General features: G+C 40.6%; 15 protein-coding genes and 1 pseudogene. 14 read left to right on the top strand and 2 right to left on the bottom strand.

Annotated features, from left to right (window positions below):
• Positions 1–869: 869 nt before the first annotated feature.
• Positions 870–1,763, bottom strand: coding sequence for a UTP--glucose-1-phosphate uridylyltransferase GalU (galU, locus tag CS921_RS09040; protein WP_099223105.1), 894 nt, complete (start codon positions 1,761–1,763; stop codon positions 870–872).
• A gap of 174 nt (positions 1,764–1,937) precedes the next feature.
• Here galU and CS921_RS09035 point away from each other — a divergent pair, with 174 nt between their 5' ends.
• The 11 genes from CS921_RS09035 (at position 1,938) to guaA (ending at position 16,171) form a co-directional block, all read left to right on the top strand.
• Positions 1,938–4,223 carry a bifunctional glycosyltransferase/CDP-glycerol:glycerophosphate glycerophosphotransferase gene (locus tag CS921_RS09035; protein WP_099223103.1) on the top strand — a complete coding sequence of 762 codons (2,286 nt, stop codon included), beginning with the start codon at positions 1,938–1,940 and terminating at the stop codon, positions 4,221–4,223.
• Complete coding sequence (locus tag CS921_RS09030; protein ID WP_099223101.1) at positions 4,220–5,209, top strand: hypothetical protein; 990 nt, start codon at positions 4,220–4,222, stop codon at positions 5,207–5,209. Before CS921_RS09035 ends, CS921_RS09030 begins: the two co-directional genes overlap by 4 nt.
• Before the next feature lie 4 nt (positions 5,210–5,213).
• Positions 5,214–8,156 (top strand): YfhO family protein, encoded by a 2,943-nt coding sequence (locus CS921_RS09025; protein ID WP_099223099.1) that lies wholly within the window; start codon positions 5,214–5,216, stop codon positions 8,154–8,156.
• Between the two features lie 97 nt (positions 8,157–8,253).
• Complete coding sequence (locus CS921_RS09020; protein ID WP_099223097.1) at positions 8,254–8,967, top strand: IspD/TarI family cytidylyltransferase; 714 nt, start codon at positions 8,254–8,256, stop codon at positions 8,965–8,967.
• Positions 8,960–9,985: a ribitol-5-phosphate dehydrogenase gene (locus CS921_RS09015; protein WP_099223095.1), complete on the top strand. Its 1,026-nt coding sequence runs from the start codon at positions 8,960–8,962 to the stop codon at positions 9,983–9,985. The genes CS921_RS09020 and CS921_RS09015 overlap by 8 nt, the downstream gene beginning before the upstream one ends.
• A gap of 80 nt (positions 9,986–10,065) precedes the next feature.
• Positions 10,066–11,217: a CDP-glycerol glycerophosphotransferase family protein gene (locus CS921_RS09010; RefSeq protein WP_162921735.1), complete on the top strand. Its 1,152-nt coding sequence runs from the start codon at positions 10,066–10,068 to the stop codon at positions 11,215–11,217.
• 12 nt (positions 11,218–11,229) lie between these two features.
• Positions 11,230–11,613: a glycerol-3-phosphate cytidylyltransferase gene (tagD, locus tag CS921_RS09005; RefSeq protein ID WP_099223093.1), complete on the top strand. Its 384-nt coding sequence runs from the start codon at positions 11,230–11,232 to the stop codon at positions 11,611–11,613.
• A gap of 138 nt (positions 11,614–11,751) precedes the next feature.
• Positions 11,752–13,242 (top strand): nicotinate phosphoribosyltransferase, encoded by a 1,491-nt coding sequence (locus tag CS921_RS09000; RefSeq protein WP_099223091.1) that lies wholly within the window; start codon positions 11,752–11,754, stop codon positions 13,240–13,242.
• Between the two features lie 80 nt (positions 13,243–13,322).
• Positions 13,323–14,147: an ammonia-dependent NAD(+) synthetase gene (gene nadE, locus CS921_RS08995; protein WP_099223089.1), complete on the top strand. Its 825-nt coding sequence runs from the start codon at positions 13,323–13,325 to the stop codon at positions 14,145–14,147.
• A gap of 10 nt (positions 14,148–14,157) precedes the next feature.
• Positions 14,158–14,469, top strand: coding sequence for a putative quinol monooxygenase (locus CS921_RS08990; RefSeq protein WP_099223087.1), 312 nt, complete (start codon positions 14,158–14,160; stop codon positions 14,467–14,469).
• Between the two features lie 157 nt (positions 14,470–14,626).
• Positions 14,627–16,171 carry a glutamine-hydrolyzing GMP synthase gene (gene guaA / locus CS921_RS08985; protein WP_099223085.1) on the top strand — a complete coding sequence of 515 codons (1,545 nt, stop codon included), beginning with the start codon at positions 14,627–14,629 and terminating at the stop codon, positions 16,169–16,171.
• A gap of 69 nt (positions 16,172–16,240) precedes the next feature.
• Here guaA and CS921_RS08980 read toward each other — a convergent pair.
• Positions 16,241–16,516, bottom strand: a pseudogene (locus CS921_RS08980) (tyrosine-type recombinase/integrase); the annotation flags it as partial.
• A gap of 15 nt (positions 16,517–16,531) precedes the next feature.
• Between CS921_RS08980 and CS921_RS08975 the strand changes: the two are divergent.
• From CS921_RS08975 to CS921_RS08965, 3 genes are read left to right on the top strand one after another with little or no spacing between them, the layout of a single operon-like run.
• Positions 16,532–18,004 carry a hypothetical protein gene (locus CS921_RS08975; protein WP_099223083.1) on the top strand — a complete coding sequence of 491 codons (1,473 nt, stop codon included), beginning with the start codon at positions 16,532–16,534 and terminating at the stop codon, positions 18,002–18,004.
• A 4-nt stretch (positions 18,005–18,008) separates the two neighbouring features.
• Positions 18,009–18,554: a hypothetical protein gene (locus tag CS921_RS08970; RefSeq protein WP_099223081.1), complete on the top strand. Its 546-nt coding sequence runs from the start codon at positions 18,009–18,011 to the stop codon at positions 18,552–18,554.
• Positions 18,555–18,557: 3 nt separating this feature from the next.
• Entirely contained in the window at positions 18,558–18,968 is a 411-nt protein-coding gene (locus CS921_RS08965) for a hypothetical protein (protein WP_099223079.1), read from the top strand.
• The last annotated feature ends 59 nt before the right edge of the window (positions 18,969–19,027 follow it).

The raw sequence follows: 19,027 nt of genomic DNA, 5'->3' as shown, positions 1-19,027 counted from the left end.
GTCATTTTAGCTTGTTTTAATTTTTGTGAAGGAGTAACTTGAATAATGCCACTAAAGCATTGGTCTACAATTTTTATTTCGTTAAGAACCGCTTTAAAGGGAGCAGTTTCGACCTGTAAAGTTAGAATACCCTCTGGAAAGCCGAAATGTTGTTGAAACAATGAATTTGGTTGTTTTAAAGTTTCATAACGAATGGGGCCATCAGTCTTTAGCAACTGTTTAGTACCATCTTCTAAGTAAAGCTGAAACTGCCAAAGAGATGATGCAGAGGAAGAAGAAAGGTTTTTAATCTCCTCATAATCAACCATGAGATCAAATTGCTTATCAGTTTGCTTTATAACAAGCTCTACTTTACTAGCGGGATGTTTAAACATTTCATCATTATGGTAAAAAGCGAATGCTTTCATAATTTTAGCTTCTGTTGAGCCCGAAAAAAGCCATTTCTTTTTTTCTTCATCAAGAATAATGTTTTTTGCGTAAATATTCATATGGATTCTCCTTATCATTTACTGTTTCAATTTTATCATAAGATAGGGAGAAAAGTCATATTGGAAAACGATGTAAGCGTTATAATCAAAAATAATAGAACATAAAGTTTTCAACTACTTAAAAAACACAGGCAAGAAATGAATAAAAAAGTCTTTTTATCTGTATATTTTTGTGATTGATTTAAGATAAAAGATGTATGAAGCAAGAAAACCGCGACTTGCAGACTGTTCACTACCAAGAAGTTTGACAGAGGGAAAATAAAAATTTATACGATGGCTTTAGCTTGATAAACTATTGGACAGCCATGTCGTATTTTTATTATAACGAAAAGAAAAACTCTCTGCATAAACTTATACAGAGAGCGGAAATAGTAAGATTTTTTATTTGGATTTTTTATCTTTTTGGTGAATTTCGGCATATAGCGTATCAATTAATGTACGAACATCCTCTTTAATTTCTGGATGCTGTAGGGCAAATTGCATGGTGGTTTGAATAAAGCCGAATTTATCACCGACATCATAACGAATGCCTTCAAAATCATAGGCAAATACGCGCTGAATCTCGTTTAGGCGATTGATGGCATCTGTTAATTGGATTTCGCCGCCCGCACCAGCTGTTTGTGTTTCAAGATAGTCAAAAATTTGCGGGGTAAGTAAGTAGCGACCTAGAATAGCCAAATCAGATGGCGCTTCGTCTGCTTTTGGTTTTTCAACAAATCCTTTTACATTGTATAGGCGTTCGCTGTACTTATCAGCAGGGTCGATAATTCCGTAACGGTACGTTTCTTCATGAGGAACAGTTTGAACACCGATGACGGAGCTATGTGTTTTTTCATATTGATCAATCAGTTGTTTCGCACAAGGAACTTTTGCCTGAACAATATCATCGCCAAGCATCACGACAAAAGGTTCGTTCCCAACAAATCCTTTTGCTTGTAAAATGGCATCTCCTAATCCTTTTGGCTTAGATTGACGGATAAAATGCAGGTTAATGTTCGTTGTTTCTTCAACAAGATGGAGAAGTTCCAGCTTGTTTTTTTCGCGAAGATTCGCTTCAAGTTCTGGCACTGAGTCGAAGTGGTCCTCAATGGCACGTTTTCCTTTACCTGTAACAATTAAAATATCCTCAATGCCGGATGCTACTGCTTCTTCCACGATATATTGGATAGTCGGCTTGTCGACGATTGGCAGAATTTCTTTCGGCATCGCTTTTGTGGCAGGCAGGAATCGAGTACCAAGTCCAGCTGCTGGAATGACTGCTTTTCTAACTTTCATTTATAATCCTCCTGATTCTGGTCTTTTTCTATAAAAACCCGAAGTTTTATCTTTCTGTTCTCATTATAAGCTATTAGATGTACTAGAACAAGGGGAACTAAGGATAATTGACTAAACGTGAATAAATCGCTAAAATTGGTTTGATATGGAAAAAGTTAGGAGAAGTCAATTATTATGTTGAGTACAGATAGAAAAGGCATCAGTATCATTGTTCCGCTTTACAATGTAGAAGATGTCATCTTAGAAACGCTGGAAAGTATTGCGAATCAAACTTTTCAGGATTTTGAAGTACTTTTGATTGATGATGGTTCAAAAGATAAGACGGTTGAGATAGCGAAGTCTTTTCAAGCTAGTCATCCCAATTTTAAGTTGATCGAACAAGAAAATGCTGGGCCGGCTGCTGCCAGAAATCACGGCTTGCGACTGGCAACGGGAGAATTCATCTGTTTTGTCGATAGCGATGATTTCATTCCTTCTCATGCATTAGAATTGATGTACCAAGGGGCGGTAGAGCACGGAGCACAGTTAGTTACTGGGGCTACAAAACGTTTCAATTCTACGGACGAATGGTTTATTCCGATGCACGTCCAGTACAATATTGCTAAACCAGGGGAAAAAAATATTGAAAAAAATCCGGAATTATTCTATTCGATTGGTCCATGTGCGAAACTTTATCACCATTCTTTGATTGAGGGCCGTTTTTTTCCTGAATCGATTCGTTACGGGGAGGATCAGCCGTTTGTTCTCCATACACTTTTAAATGCTAAAAAAATCTATACGGTTGAAAAAGTCGTGTATTATTACCGATTGAGAGAAGGGGAGTCACAGTCGATTACACAGTCGATTGGGAAGGATCCAGTGCGAATACTGCAAGCGGTTTTTGATGTATTCGACTTTGGAGAACGCGAAATCAAAGAGAGTGGAACAGCGAAAGAAGTGGCTTTAAAATATTATCAGCGGGTCTCCAGTGTGGAACTATGGGCTTCTTTAAAAGCAGCAACAGAGAGCAAGAATAAAGATTTTCAAAAAACTTGTTACCAAATGATACTAGGCTGGTTTCAAACAAAATCGGATGAATTTTTAAATTTGATTCCTTCTTTCAGATACTTTTTGATGTACAGTATGATCGATCGTGTGAATTACATTCAAAAAGGAGCTAGAGATGATTATCGGGCGTTGATTACCTATCTTTGGTCGCGCCAAACGGAAGAAGAGCAAAAAGCTTTCCATAAATCTTACCCAGTATATACGATTGCAGCTACAGATATTATCCTCCACAATAAATGGAAAAAAGCTAAAAAACTTTCCACTCGTTTTATGATTCGCGTTATGCTAAATACACCGCGGTTAATTAGAGGTCTTGGTCGAAAAGTAGTTTTCCGTATGGCCAGCTGGATGCCACGAAAGGAACAGCTTGCGTTAGCGACCGAACGGAGCACTAAATTGGAGGGGAATTTACTTTCTATTTATGATTATATGTTCCAAAATCAGCGCAAAGAACGCATCTATATTTTTATTCAAAAAAATAGAAGCTGGTTTGAAACACTACAGCTCTACTATGTGTTAGGAAGAGTTCGGACGGTTGTGCTGGATGACTACTATAATAAAATCTATGGACTCCGTTTCAATCGTAAAACGAATGTCATTCAGTCCTGGCATGCGACAGGCGCGTTTAAAAAATTTGGATTCAGTGCTTTAGGTGCCGGGGACTCCAATACAGAAGAGTTTGAACAAAAAGCCCATTCTCCGTATAGCGAAGTGCTGATCAGTTCAAAAGAAATTATTCCGCAATATGCGGAGGCCTTTCATAAGCCTGAAAAAGCGATTATTCCAATCGGCGTTCCGCGGACGGATGTTTTCTTTGATGAAGATTACAAAGCTTATAAACGAGAAATTTATCGCAAAAGATATCCTGTATTGCGGCAGAAAAAGGCGATCTTGTATGCCCCTACTTTTAGAGGTGGACCAGATGAGCGGAAAAATTATAGCGTTGTTATGGATTTAAAGGCAATGAAAGAGGCATTACAGGATGAATATGTGATGATTTTGAAATTCCACCCGATGATTAAAAATATTTCTCTCAATATTGACAGTGATGATCCATTTATTATTATGCCGGATCCTACATCGGATATTAATGACTTGATGCTGTTCAGCGATATCCTGATTACCGACTACTCCTCTGTTATTTTTGAATATAGCTTGATGAATCGTCCCATGTATTTCTTTAGTTACGATATTGATGATTATTTTGATGAACGCGGGTTTTATTTTGACTATAAAACAATGGTGCCAGGTGATATTTTTAAAACGACAGATAGTCTGATTACAGCTATTCAGCAGCAACATTATGATTATGAAAAATTAGCTGCGTTTCGTCAAAAATTTGTCGCAAGTTTAGATGGACATTCCACTGAACGATTCATTGAGAGATATGTGGATAGGAGGAATGGGAAATGATCTACCAATTTATACCTGCAAAACGAACCACAACGATTGCAGAAATTCGACATGACATGGATTCGGTCAATGCCCCATTCGTCTTTTTTCAAGAGACAAAAGCGGCAATAGCGTATAAACAAATCGCTTCCTTCATCCAGCAGTTTGGCGAGGCCATTTTTGAAAACGAGATTCATTATTTTCAAATCAATCCAGCATTTACGAAAATGAACAGTGAAAATCTGGATTTTGAGGAAACGGAAGACTTGAGGTTTACAGAAGAAGTTGATTTAAGCATGCCGACTTTTCTTGAACAGGATCCGCAAATCGTTTTCCCTGAGTGCTATCAATTTACCATGTTTAAAACGGCATTGGTGCAAGAAACTTTAGCTAAAATGAATCAGGATGATCGGATTGATCGACTTGTTTTTGAAATGCTCCGTACGAGCGAGCAGATTGTGAAGCAAAGTATTTTGGAGATTTATACAAAGGTGGAATTGCCAGAAGAATTTCAACTGGAGCAGGTTTTTGAGACGTTTTCAGCTTGGAGTGAGTTAGAGCGGCAATATTGCACAATTCGTTTAATGAATCAGGATTTTGATGTGAACTTAATGAACTATATGATCCGTGCATATATCGGGCCTGCATTTCAAGATTTAATAGAGCAGCAGGCGTTTGATGAGGCGGATATTTTCCTTAACAAGATGTATTCGAGATTGGAAGGCTTTCCTAAACAGGTGATTTCAAGCCTAATTGACTTAGGTTACCCATTTGTAGAGATACCTATCGAAAACTATCATCTTATTCGGCATCATGCAGAGTTCAGGCGTGATTATATGCGCTTTGGCAAGTTTTTATGTAATTCGCTGCATTATAATTCCCTGCAGTGGTATCTAGGTTTTTACAGACAAACTACGAATGCTTTATATAAAGCGGTTCGACTGAATTCAGATAAACCGCTGATCAAATGCAATGAAATTTATTTTCTAAATCAACCGAGGAGGTAGATGAATGATTGAAAGAAAGACAGAAATGGCTGTAGCTGCCTCCTTTTTGTTCAATTGGCTGTTATTTTGTGTGTTGCAGCAAGCAGAGCCAGTTTGGGCGCTAACCATTCCTTTTGCGGGCGGGATTTTGCTATTTTTAGTGATCTATCGGGTGCGACCACTGTTTCGTAACCTGCCGCTCATATTTCTCGGGGGATGGCTATATTTACCGCTCCTGCTCAGTTACATTGCGGTCATTGAACATACACTTTCCGTGTGGCTGTTACCGCTTGTTGTCATAATCGTGGAGCTTGGAATCCTCTTTATGATGAGAAAGAAGCTTCAAAAGGTATGGATGGAAAAAGCGAACAGTCTGCTGCTTTTAACGCTTGCCGGACTCTTGCCGATGCTTCTTGTCATTGCAATTCAAACGTATCTGGGGATCGGTGTAAGTGGGGATGCAACGTTTCTTGCGGCGGATTTGAAAAGTCAATATGTCTCGTATCATTATCTGCTCTACGATCTGCTTACAGGGCAGGCCAACTGGTCGTACACATTTACCGGCGGCTTGGGACTGGGGACATTTTCTTTGATCGGCTATTATTTGATGACGCCGTTTTCCTTCTTAGTCGTGCTATTCCAAAAGGATCACATTGTCTACTTCATGCAATTTGTTTTCTGGGCCAAGGTGTTTATGTCCGGTATGACAATGATGCTATATTTGCGCCATCACTATAAGGATAAATTTTATTCCTTGCTACTATTTTCAACAGCCTATGCGCTCTGCGGCTATGTGGTGGTTTATCAGTCGAATATTATGTGGCTTGATGCCGTGTATGCTTTCCCAATTGTTCTTTTGGGTGTGGAGCATCTGCTTAAGAATAAAAAATATATACTGCTTATCTTGGCGCTTGCTTTTAGTTTTATCACTAATTTTTATATGGGCTATATGGTTGCCATCGGAACTTCTATTTACTGGTTGATTCGCTATTTGGAACTTCATCACTGGCAAAAAGGAGCCATCAAGCAGTTTTTCATTTCGCTTGTCGGGTTTGCTATATCTGGGATTACGGCGGCCTTACTGGCAGCTCCAGTGATTGTTCCCGTTGTGACAGATATTTTTGCCCAGCCGCGTATGGACAGTCAAATTGACTACACCTCCTTACTCATGACCGATCCGCTTCGATCGCTGGCCAAACTTTTTAGCGGTGTGACATTCCCAATGGTGGATTCCGCGAATAATGCGCCGAATGATTATATCGGTCTTTTAGCCTTATTATGCGTGCTACTTTTTCTTTTTAATCGTGCCATCCCTTGGAAAAGTAAAATTCTATGGGTGCTAGGCTCGCTGTTTTTCGTTCTAGCAACGCAAAATCAGGGACTTTATTATGCAATGCACGGCTTTGCACTGCCAAATGGCTGGCCGTATCGTTTTATTTTCTTGCTGTCGGCTTTTCTGATTATTATGGCGGCCAGAACGTTCATGCATTTTTCAGAAGTCCGAAAAATTTGGATATGGCTCGCAGGCATTGTCTTAATTGGTGTCGTTTATTTCGTTTCCATGAAAGAGCCGGATCTGATAACTGCCGATTTGTTAAAGGTAAATATTTTTATCATCATTGTCATGGTCGTCTTTTTGACGCTGCTGCAGATAAAAAATGTTCGGAATCTAGCTTGGATTGGTTTAATCATTATTTTTGTGTTCGATTTTAGCTTTAATACCTATCAGTCGAATTTGGCTTATCCGGCGCAGTCGAAAGCTGAGTTTTGGCAGGATAGTGAGCAGAAAACGACTCTTTATCAAGCTTTCAATGAACAAAAAGAGCCATATGAGCGAATTGGTCAGATGAATACAGGCACCTATTCGAATAATGATTCCTTCCGCTACGGGTTTGACGGTGTGACCAATTATAATACAATGACGCAAAAGAATCTGAACGAGTCATTGGGGCAACTTGGCTTTAGTACCTCTCCATCTAAGGTTTGGATGCGTTATACAGGATCAACGCTGGTAACAGATGCGCTCTTCAATGTCGGGTATAATTTGACGCAACCGAGCTATAACATTGAAAAATATGGCTATCAGGATGTAGCGACAGACGAGCCGTTTGTTCTGCAGGAGAACCAGAATAATCTTGGCATTGGTTTTATGATGAATGCAGATTATCAGAAGTTGGAGCAGGCTCTAAATGATCCGCAGATGGGGTATTTTGATCGCCAGAATATTCTCTTTAGTGATGCCGATCAGCCGAGAAATTATTTTTCTTATTTGGATGTCAGTCCAATTAGTATGACAGGCGGGACTTTTTCCTATCAAAATGGCAACCTAGTGATCAACAAGGATGCCGATAGTAAGGAGGCCAAACTGAGCTTTGAATTCAATGTTACAGGGCGGCAACAGCTGTATTTTTCAAATGATCAATATGCTTTTACATGGGATCCGAATACAAGAACACAGGTCTATGTGAATGGCAAGCTGCTTTCGGTTTATCAAACTTCACTGGATGGTCGAGTGGCCGATCTGGGAACTTATGAAAATGAGCCGGTGAAAGTGACGATCGTAGTGAAAAAAGACAGTGACCGCTGGAATCATTTTAAAGTTGCGGCACTGGATTTGGACGCATTTGATCAACGTATTCATGAATTAGCCACTTCTGAACTGGAAGTGAAGCAGCAGACCGATGACCAGATTGAAGGTACGATTACCGCGAAAGAAAAGGGCGACTTATTCTTATCCATTCCGTATAGTAAAGGCTGGACAGCTTATGTGGATGGAGAAAAAACAGCGCTGACCCCTGTACTGGATGATGGCTTTATGACGCTTTCCTTGGAAAAAGGAACGCACAAGATCGAACTGAACTATCATACGCCGGGGCTTAAAATCGGCTTGATCATGTTTGGCTTAGGCATACTCATTCTGCTCGGCGGTTATCTGCTGAAAAGGTATTTCCGGAAAGGCACAGCTTAATGCTGTGTCTTTTGCTTTACCACTGTTAAATTTGATACTTTATGTTAAAATGAATTTATGTGAATTAGAAACTTTAGAAATGAAGGAGAATAGAAAAATGATCTATGCAGAAATCCTTGCAGGCGGTAAAGGAACACGAATGGGCAATGTCAGCATGCCTAAGCAATATTTGCCACTGAGTAATAAACCCGTAATCGTCCATACTGTCGAAAAATTTATCTTGAATGCACGTTTTGAAAAAATCTTTGTGGCTTGTCCGAAAGAATGGATGAATCACACAGAAGATATTCTTAAAAAATATATTTCAGATGATCGCGTACTTGTCATTGAAGGCGGATCAGATCGTAATGAAACGATTATGAACGGAATTCGTTTTGTGGAAAAAAATTATGGCTTGAATGATGATGATGTGCTGGTTACGCATGACGCCGTTCGACCATTTTTAACGCATCGAATTATTGAAGAAAATATTGATGCTGTCCTAGAATACGGCACGGTAGATACGGTCATTCCGGCAACTGATACAATCGTTGAAAGCAGCAATCATGATTTTATTACTGACATTCCGGTGCGTGACCATATGTATCAAGGTCAAACACCGCAAAGCTTCAATATGCAAATGATCATGAAGCATTACAATGACCTTTCAGATGAAAAGAAAGCAATTCTAACGGATGCTTGTAAGATTTGCTTGCTCGCCGGTGAAAAAGTAAGCCTGGTGAAGGGGGAAATTTTCAACATTAAGATTACGACGCCTTATGATCTTCAGGTAGCAGGTGCGATTGTACAGGAGCGGATAAACAATGATTAATCAGGTGTATCGTCTCGTTTCAGAACGTCAATTTGAAGTGAGCAATGTAGAGGAAGAATTATCTTCAGATGTTGTCGTAGTTCGGCCCACTCATTTATCCATTTGTGCGGCAGACCAGCGCTACTATACGGGCTCGCGTGGCAAAGAGATCCTCGCTAAAAAATTGCCTATGGCGCTGATTCATGAAGGCGTCGGCGAAGTGGTCTATGATGCGAAAAAAGAATTTCCAATTGGCACCAAAGTTGTCATGGTTCCTAATACGCCCATGGAAAAGGACCCTGTTATTGCAGAAAATTATTTGCAGACATCGAAATTTCGTTCCAGTGGATTTGATGGGCTGATGCAGGATAATGTTTTTATTCGGCGTGATCGGCTGGTTGTTTTGCCTGAGGGAATAGATATGAAAGTGGCTGCTTTTTCTGAGCTGATTTCTGTTGCCGTACATGCGCTACTTCGATTTGATTCACGCGGCAACCAGAACCGCGGGACATTTGGGGTATGGGGCGACGGTAATTTAGGCTTTATTATGACACTGCTTTTGAAAAACTATTATCCAGACAGCAAAGTTTACATTTTTGGTAAAACACCGTATAAGCTGGACTTTTTCTCGTTTGTAGATGGTGCTTATAATATTGATAGCATTCCGGATGATTTGGTGATTGATCAGGCATTTGAATGTGCAGGAGGCCGCGGCAGTCAGTATGCAGTGAGCCAAATCATTGATCTCATCCGCCCGGAAGGCACGATCTCGCTTCTAGGTGTTTCTGAGTATCCAATCGAATTTAACACCCGGATGGTACTTGAAAAAGGGCTGACCGTTTATGGCAGCAGCCGCAGTGGGGTCTATGATTTCGAGAAAACAGTGGAATTTTTAGCGAATAATCGACGTGCGGTGGAATACTTGGCTAACCTTGTAGGGGAAATTCACGATGTGCGCAGTATTCAGGATGTCATTGAAGCATTTGAATCTGATTTGCGGAGTCCTTGGGGCAAAACGGTCATGGCATGGAATATTTAATTTAGCTTGATGCGCAGTGCTGGTTTTGTCTTGCACTGCGTTTTTACAAAAGGGAGACTTGAAACTAGGAGATGATAATCTTGAACAAACTACTCGTATCCCTTTATATGTTGGCGGCCACGCTATGCTCGAAACTGTTCCGCCATTTCAAATTGCAAACTAAGACGGTCATGATGATCAGCTTTTCTGATAATCCGGAGCAGCTTTTTCAAGATATGGAAGCAGAACATTTTACGCCGGAAACGATCGTCTATTATGATCCTCGGCTTGACAGCAGCCAATTTGCGCGGAATTTTATCCAGATGATTCCCTTAACAAAAAAGAATCTGGTTTCTCGTCTGTATCATTTAAATACGGCTAAAGTGGTCATTATTGATAATTATTTTCCTGAACTTGCATCTGTTGAATGGCGAACTGATGTGACCTGTGTGCAAATTTGGCATGCAGATGGAGCCCTAAAACGCTTTGCATGGGAAGATAAAACAGTATCTGCTCGCAGTGAAAGTGACCAAAAACGTTTTAAAGCGGTTTATCGGTCTTTTCAACATGTGTTAGTGGGATCTGACGAAATGACAAAAATATTTAAGCGATCGTTCCTAATCGAGGATGACTCGCGCTTTCTGAAATTAGGCGTGCCGAGTACGGATTATTTTTTTGATCAGGAAAAAATCGAAAAGACGCGGTCCGATTACCGGGCGAAATGGGCGACAGGCTCACGGAAAACAGTTTTATATGCACCGACTTTTCGGGATCAGGAGCTGGATAGTCCGCAGTTATTACTTGATGTTCAAAAAGCAGCAGACATGCTAGGTGCTGATTATCAGCTGCTTTTAAAGTTGCATCCGGCGATTAGTGGAAATGTCGAACTTCCGCAAGCAAAGGGAAATATTTTGCTACTGGATAGTCAATTGCCAATGAAAGAAGTACTGGCGGCAAGCGATATTTTGCTGACGGACTATTCTTCTACGCCATTTGAATTTGCGCTTTTAAAACGGCCGATTTATTTTTTTGCACCTGATTTAGAAAAATATGACAAAGAACGCGGCCTAGTACAAGGGTTTGAAAAAATGATACCAGGACCAGTCTACCGCTCGACAGAAGAGCTTGTAGAGGCAATCAAAAAAGAAGCAGCCGATTTGAAAAAAATTGCTCATTTTGGTCAAAAATGGAACAAATTTGCAGATGGGGAGTCTGGCAAACGGCTGGTGCATTATTTGAAAGATAAGCTGTAAGGGGGAGAAAGCATGAAAACGGTGATTACTTACGGTACTTTCGATCTGCTTCACTGGGGACACATCGAGCTGCTTAAGCGAGCACGTGCGCTAGGTGATTATCTGATCGTGGCACTGTCGACGGATGAATTCAATCGGATCAAGCATAAGGAAGCTTTTCACAGTTATGAGCATCGCAAACTGATCTTGGAAGCGATTCGGTATGTGGATAAAGTGATTCCAGAAGAAAATTGGGAACAAAAAGTCAATGATGTTGAAAAATACCATGTCGACATCTTTGTGATGGGAAGCGACTGGGAAGGCGAATTTGACTTTTTAAAAGGGTATTGCGAAGTCATCTATCTCTCGCGGACAGAAGGGATATCCACCACACAAATCAAAGATGATCTAAAATAAGGAGAACTTGCCGTTTCTGGCAGGTTCTTTTTCAATTGGGGCGGGTGTCTTTACACTAGTTCGGGCAGGCAATTTGTGCTATTATAAGGGTATTATGACGTATTGGTCGAATGAACCATAGAGGATTGGAGCAGACAAATGACAAAATTGTTTAAAGATGATAGTCTGACATTACATACGGATCTCTATCAATTGAACATGATGAAGGCGTATTTTGATGATGGACTCCATGAAAGAAGAAGTGTATTCGAGGTATTTTTCCGCGACATGCCGTTCGATTCAGGTTTCGTCGTTTTTGCTGGCTTGGAAAGAATCATCGACTACATGGAAAATTTGCGTTTTACGGATACCGATATCGCCTATCTGCACGATGAGTTAGGCTTTGATGGACCATTTTTAGATTATTTGCGGGATTTCCGCTTTAAAGGAACGATTCGTGCGGCACGAGAAGGTGAATTTGTTTTCAAAACAGAACCGATCGTCCAAGTGGAGGCAAGTCTTGCAGAAGCACAGCTGATCGAAACGGCACTCCTCAACATTGTGAACTTTCAAACGCTGATCGCCACCAAAGCAGCACGCATTCGCAGTGTCGTCGAGGATGAATCATTGGCTGAATTTGGCACCAGACGAGCGCAGGAAATGGATGCGGCGATTTGGGGGACACGTGCGGCCTATATCGGCGGCTGTGATTCGACAAGCAACGTGCGCGCTGGAAAAATTTTCGGCATTCCGGTTTCCGGTACGATGGCCCACGCCATGGTGCAGGCTTATCGCGATGAATACGATGCTTTCAAAAGTTATGCCACTACGCATCGTGATGTCGTTTTCCTTGTTGATACATATGATACATTAAAATCTGGCGTCCCCAATGCCATCAAAGTGGCCAAAGAGCTCGGTGATAAAATCAATTTTATTGGGATTCGTCTAGACAGCGGTGACATGGCATTCTTATCGAAGAAAGCGCGGCAAATGCTGGATGAAGCAGGTTTCCCTCATGCGAAAATCTTTGCTTCAAGTGATTTAGATGAGCATACGATTCTTTCGTTAAAAGCACAAAAGGCAAAAATCGATTCGTGGGGTGTTGGGACAAAACTGATTACGGCTTATGATCAGCCGGCACTTGGCGCTGTTTATAAAATGGCGGCGATCGCGGATGAGAATGACGTATTGCAGGACTCCATCAAGCTATCTAGCAACACAGAAAAAGTGTCTACACCAGGCAAGAAAAAGGTCTATCGAATCATTACCAATGAAGGCGGTCTAAAAGCAGAAGGCGACTACATTGCACTTGAGGATGAGACGCTTGAGGGGATGAAGGAACTGACGATGTTCCATCCCGTGCATACTTACATCACAAAAACCGTTCGGAACTTCCAAGCACGTGAATTGCTCGTGCCCATTTTTACTGATGGCAAGCTAGTCTATGAAAAACCGTCCTTGGAAGAAATTAAAGCATATAAAGAGGAAAATTTGGCGCTGCTTTGGGATGAGTATAAGCGAACTGTTCGACCAGAACAATATCCGGTCGATTTAAGTGTTCGTTGTTGGAAAAATAAAATGCGCAACATTGAAAAGGTAAGAAAAAGCGTACGAATTCACTCGCCGATCGACCTTGAAATGCCGTTTTAATCACAGGGTTTGGCGACTTGCTTTTCGGGAAAACTGAAAATAGCAAGTCGCTTTCGTAAATTAGAGGAGGAAGTGTATCCATGCAATTAAGAGAACAAATTTTGGCTAATATGAAAGTACAACCGACAATCGATCCCCAAGAAGAAATCCGCAAAAGCGTCGATTTTCTAAAAAGCTATTTAAAGAAGTATCCATTTATTAAATCACTTGTTCTGGGAATTTCTGGCGGTCAGGATTCCACACTGACCGGTCGATTGGCACAGATTGCCATGACGGAGATGCGTGAAGAAACAGGAGATGACGAGTATCGATTCATCGCTGTCAGCCTGCCTTATGGGGAGCAATTTGATGAAGGGGACCGACAAGATGCCCTGACGTTTATTGAACCCGATGTGCGAATGACCATCAATATCAAAGCGGCTGTAGATGCCAGCGCAGCCACTTTAAAAGCAGCGGGTGTGGAGCTGAGCGACTTTGCCAAAGGAAACGAGAAAGCGCGCGAACGCATGAAAGCCCAATATTCGATTGCGGCAATGAATCAGGGAGCGGTTGTCGGAACGGATCACTCGGCAGAAGCCATCACAGGTTTTTATACGAAATATGGCGATGGCGGCACGGACATCAATCCGATTTTCCGCTTGAATAAACGGCAAGGCAAGGCGTTGTTAAAAGAACTCGGCTGTCCGGAGCATCTTTATTTGAAGAAACCGACGGCTGATTTAGAGGAGGACAAGCCTGCTTTGCCGGATGAAGTAGCACTCGGCGTGACGTATGATCAGATTGATGATTATTTGGAAGGAAAAGCAGTCCCTGAAGAAGCAGCTCGAAAAATTGAAAACTGGTATTTGAAAACACAGCATAAACGGCATATGGCAATCACGATTTTCGACGACTTTTGGAAGTGAGGGGGACAAAATGAAGATTGGTTTTGGTCTAGTGACAACTTTTCATGCACATGCAGGTGAGGGAAAAGCTTTAGCAGAAATTATTTTAGAAGCAGGCCCCATTTTAGAAGGAATTCCGAGCTGTTTAGAATATTTTGTCGGAGTTTCAGAAGAGGCGCCTGATCGTGTGACGGTTTTTGAAATGTGGACGGATGAAGGCCACCACAAAGCGTCACTAGACAATAAGGAAATCCGGGCGGTCATTCAGCGGGCAGAACCGCTTATACGTGAGATTAACCAAAGTGAGCCGCTTGAGATGCTTGGTGATGAGGATAATTCATAAAAAAAGCCTGAGAGTGGTTGCAACTTCGCACATAACAAGTTAAAATGAAAGAAGCGTGAAAAGGACAAAGCAGTTTGTCCTTTTCTTGTATGAAAGGACGAATGAGCCGATTTTTTTAGCGGCTTAATTTTATAGATAAGGTGGTTTTGATCAACAGATGAAAGATTTTACGGATCTTGAAAAAATTATTGTTCTGGACTTTGGCAGTCAATACAATCAGCTGATTACAAGACGTATTCGTGAGTTTGGCGTGTATAGTGAGCTGCACCCGCATACGATTACAGCAGAGGAAATGAAAGCACTAAATCCGAGCGGCATTATTTTGTCCGGCGGTCCTAATAGTGTCTACGATGAGGGCGCATTCCGCTGTGACCCGGCGCTTTTCGATTTGGGCATTCCAGTTCTTGGTATTTGCTATGGCATGCAGCTTCTTACGACACACTTTGGTGGAAAAGTCGAACCTGCAAGCGACCGCGAATACGGCAAAGCGACAATCCATGTCGAGCAGCCAAGCCATTTATACGCAGCACTTCCAGATGAGCAAGTGGTTTGGATGAGCCATGGTGATTTGGTTGTAGAAGCACCCGCTGATTTTGAAATTATCGCAACGAGTAAATCTTGTCCGATCGCTTCGATTGCAAATGAAGCACGGAAAATTTACGGCGTGCAGTTCCATCCAGAAGTCCGCCATTCTGAGTACGGCAATGAGCTACTGAAAAACTTTGCACTCAATATTTGTGGGCTTAAAGGCGACTGGACGATGGAAAACTTTATCGAAGTAGAGATTGCAAAAATCCAAGAAACAGTGGGCGATAAGAAAGTGCTGCTTGCCCTATCCGGTGGTGTAGACTCTTCTGTCGTGGGCGTTTTGATCCATAAGGCGATTGGCGATCAGCTGACCTGTATTTTTGTTGATCATGGCTTGCTTCGTAAAGGTGAGGCTGACCAGGTTATGAGCACCTTGCAAGGCGAGTTCAACATGAATATCATTAAAGTAGATGCAAAAGACCGCTTTATGAAAAAATTAGCAGGCGTTTCAGATCCAGAACAAAAACGTAAAATCATCGGAAACGAGTTCATCTATGTATTTGACGATGAAGCAAGCAAACTTGACGGTGTAGAATTCCTTGCTCAGGGTACACTTTATACAGATATTATTGAAAGTGGAACAGCCACCGCACAAACGATCAAATCTCACCACAATGTAGGCGGTTTGCCGGAAGATATGCAGTTTAAACTGATCGAGCCATTAAACACGCTGTTCAAAGATGAAGTACGTGCACTTGGCACCCAGCTAGGCATGCCGGATGCAATCGTATGGCGCCAACCGTTCCCAGGACCAGGACTTGGGATTCGCGTACTAGGAGAAATCACTGAAGAAAAACTTGAAATCGTGCGTGATTCCGATTATATTCTTCGTGAAGAAATCAAAGAGGCCGGATTGGAGCGCGAAATCTGGCAATATTTTACAGCCTTACCAAACATCCGCAGTGTAGGCGTAATGGGAGACGGCCGGACATATGACCATACAGTCGTAATCCGCGCAGTCACCAGTATTGACGGCATGACAGCGGACTGGGCAAGAATCCCATGGGATGTGCTGGAGAAAATTTCTGTTCGGATTGTAAATGAAGTCAAACATGTGAATCGCGTGGTTTATGATGTGACAAGTAAGCCGCCAGCTACGGTGGAGTGGGAATAGTAGTCGGAGAGCCGTAAAGCCTTGTATATCAAGGTTTTACGGCTTTTTTATATAAAGCATTGCATTTTTTTATGCGTTTTTTCGTAAATAGTCTCTTGTGAATTGATTTTTAGGTGAAGTGTCAAGATTTGTTTTCGAGTGTTCAAAGTGAATGACACCGCTAAGTTTCTTGGCAACATCAAAGTTGCTGTTTGGATACAGGTGACCGTAAGTACCAAGTGTTGTTTCAATATCTTCATGTCCTAAACGGTCTTTGATAATTAGTGGATTTTCACCCATACTAATCAAAAGTGAAGCATGAGAATGACGAAGTGCATGAATTTTGATACGATGAACACCGGCTAATGGAGGAGTAATGAGATGAAACGGGATTTGAGGATAAATTTTGGCGTACTGGAAGATGTGCGGGAATCATTATATCAGTTCATGCGGGCATTAGAAGAAATGAAGGGTTCGGTCCAACTGATTGATAAGGAATTAGCAAACGGGTCGGGAAAAAGTGTAGAAGCGATTCGGGAAAGTAAATCAGAAGTAGTAAAAGCCATTGATACGTATAAAGAACAAGTAAATGATATTTATGTGTTAATCTGTGACTATGTGATGGATATGGGGCGTTATATTCGTCCGCAGGCAATCGGCGCTGTTATGCAGGTGGATCGAAATGATATTTGGATGAACATGGGGCAAATTGAAGGAACGAATTATATCTCGGTGATGAAATCCTATGTGAACACTTCAAGTAATGTTTCTACCTATGATGCTTTTGCGAACGCTTATACGACAACAACTGAACCCTCTGTAAGTGGTCAACACAATCAACGAATCGTGGATCAAATTGAAGAGGATGTGCATTATATAGTTGCGTGTATCAAGAATGAAATTCAAGATTTATGGGATATTTATAACCAACGAATTGTTCCTTTTGAAAACACGGATGATGACTACAAAGCGCGTTCTGAAAGATTGTATGATCACTATACGAGTTGGCAAGAAAGAGCCAGTGATATTTTCAACACAGCGAGTCAAGGAGATGTAGGTTTCCTTGTAGGCGTATGGGATGGCATCGTGGGAATTGTTTCAGGTTTGTGGAGTATGGCTGTAAATGTGTCATGTTATACGATTAGCGGCATTGTTTACTTGGTTACTGCCCCGTTCGGTTCAACACCTCAGGAAGTACTCGATTATCTTGACGGGGCAAATGAAACGATTGGTACGATTCTTAATGATCCCTGCCTGATTTTTGAAGGAATGGGTCAAAATATCAGTGACACGTATGAAGAAAAAGGTATAATGTGTAGTATAGGTGCAGCAGTGCCGGATATCGCATTAGATATTTTGGTAACCAAAGGATTAGGTAAATTAGGAAAAGCCGGTAAGGTTGGCGATGCAGCTGAAGATGTGGCGGATGTTGGGAAATATGCGGATGAATTAGCTGCACTGACAAAAGAACTTGATGATATTTGGGATTTACCTCAACTAGAAGGCGGTAATAAAATTGAAGAAATTTTAGCCAAAACTGAGTATCAAGAATGGTGGAATTGTGGTCAACTTTATGATGGTAAGTTTCCGACAATTGACTTTCAACTAGGAAATGAGGTAGTTAGTTTAAAAAGCCTTGATCCTAGATTGCCATCCTATACAGGAGATAAAGCAACTAAACAAGTTCTGCAATATCTAAATGATTTAGATAAGCAGATAACTGTTAGTGATATATCAGCTAATAAAACGCTGGATTTGAGAATTCCTAAAGGGACACTTGATACTTTGGATTTAGAGCTTTTACAAGATGAAGCGATTGAGATGGGTATAAACTTAGAGATAAAGGAGATATGATAAAATGCGTGCCTCGATAAAAGTGGTCACTAATATTGAAGTAGATACTTTAAAAACATGGTTTCATTTTTTTGATTTTATTATACCAAATAAAATGATAATTAAAGCTGATAGGGTTAAAATAGATAAAGAATATTCTGAGCCTGAATTTTTGCAAGTTATTGAGAACGTCATCCATAATAATAAGTTTTCAATAACTTATAGTCATTTAGTAAATGAAATTCGTGTGTCTAAAAGTGCTATTGTGCATAATACCTTTATTTTGAGTGCTTGCTTAGATCTCGACTTATATTTAGAAAAAAAGCAATCTATTGATTTATTAGTAGACAAGATAATGGAACAATGTGGTGTTTCTGCTAAAGTCAGTATATTAGAGGATGATTTCTGGCAAAATATGCATCAAATAGAAATTTATAAAGCAAAAGGCAGATCACTTAAAAATATACCACTGAAAAAAGACCCTCGTTTTAATAATCGAGAAATTGTTAATGTAGAAAAGATGCCTGGTTATAATACCTATATTAATGGTATATGGGCAGGCTCAGCTTGAAAAATGTGGTTTGGTAATGACTATTATAATTACGTTTCGAAAGAAGTTCTTGCAAGCTTTGAAAACTGCTACTCAAATGAACGAATTGGAGATAGCGTCATCTGTATAACTCTATATGAAGAAATATTGGATTTTGAGAATCCAATTAATAGGGAAAGACAAATAGACTTTAAGAGACATATTCATTTTGAAAAAATTCTTCAACAGCTGAAAGTACTTGCAGAGCAGCAAGATCAAGATCCTCAAATTGAGATTGAAACCGGTAAATACCCTCATGGTGGTATTCGATTGCTGAAACATTATGTTGATAAGAATAATGAGTTAATTCCAAAAAGCAAGGCTACAAAAGTAATCATAAATGAATATGGAAAAGATGGAGATATCTTATTTCAGAGAGTTGAAGAACTGTGCTAAAGTAATTTAACTAACAGATATTGAATTGCATATTTTTATAGATTGAAATAAAGTATAAT

Source organism: Listeria costaricensis, assembly GCF_900183385.1.
GTDB classification, from domain to species: domain Bacteria; phylum Bacillota; class Bacilli; order Lactobacillales; family Listeriaceae; genus Listeria; species Listeria costaricensis.
Note: the sequence above shows the minus strand (reverse complement) of the source record. Positions and strands in the feature narration are given on the sequence as shown.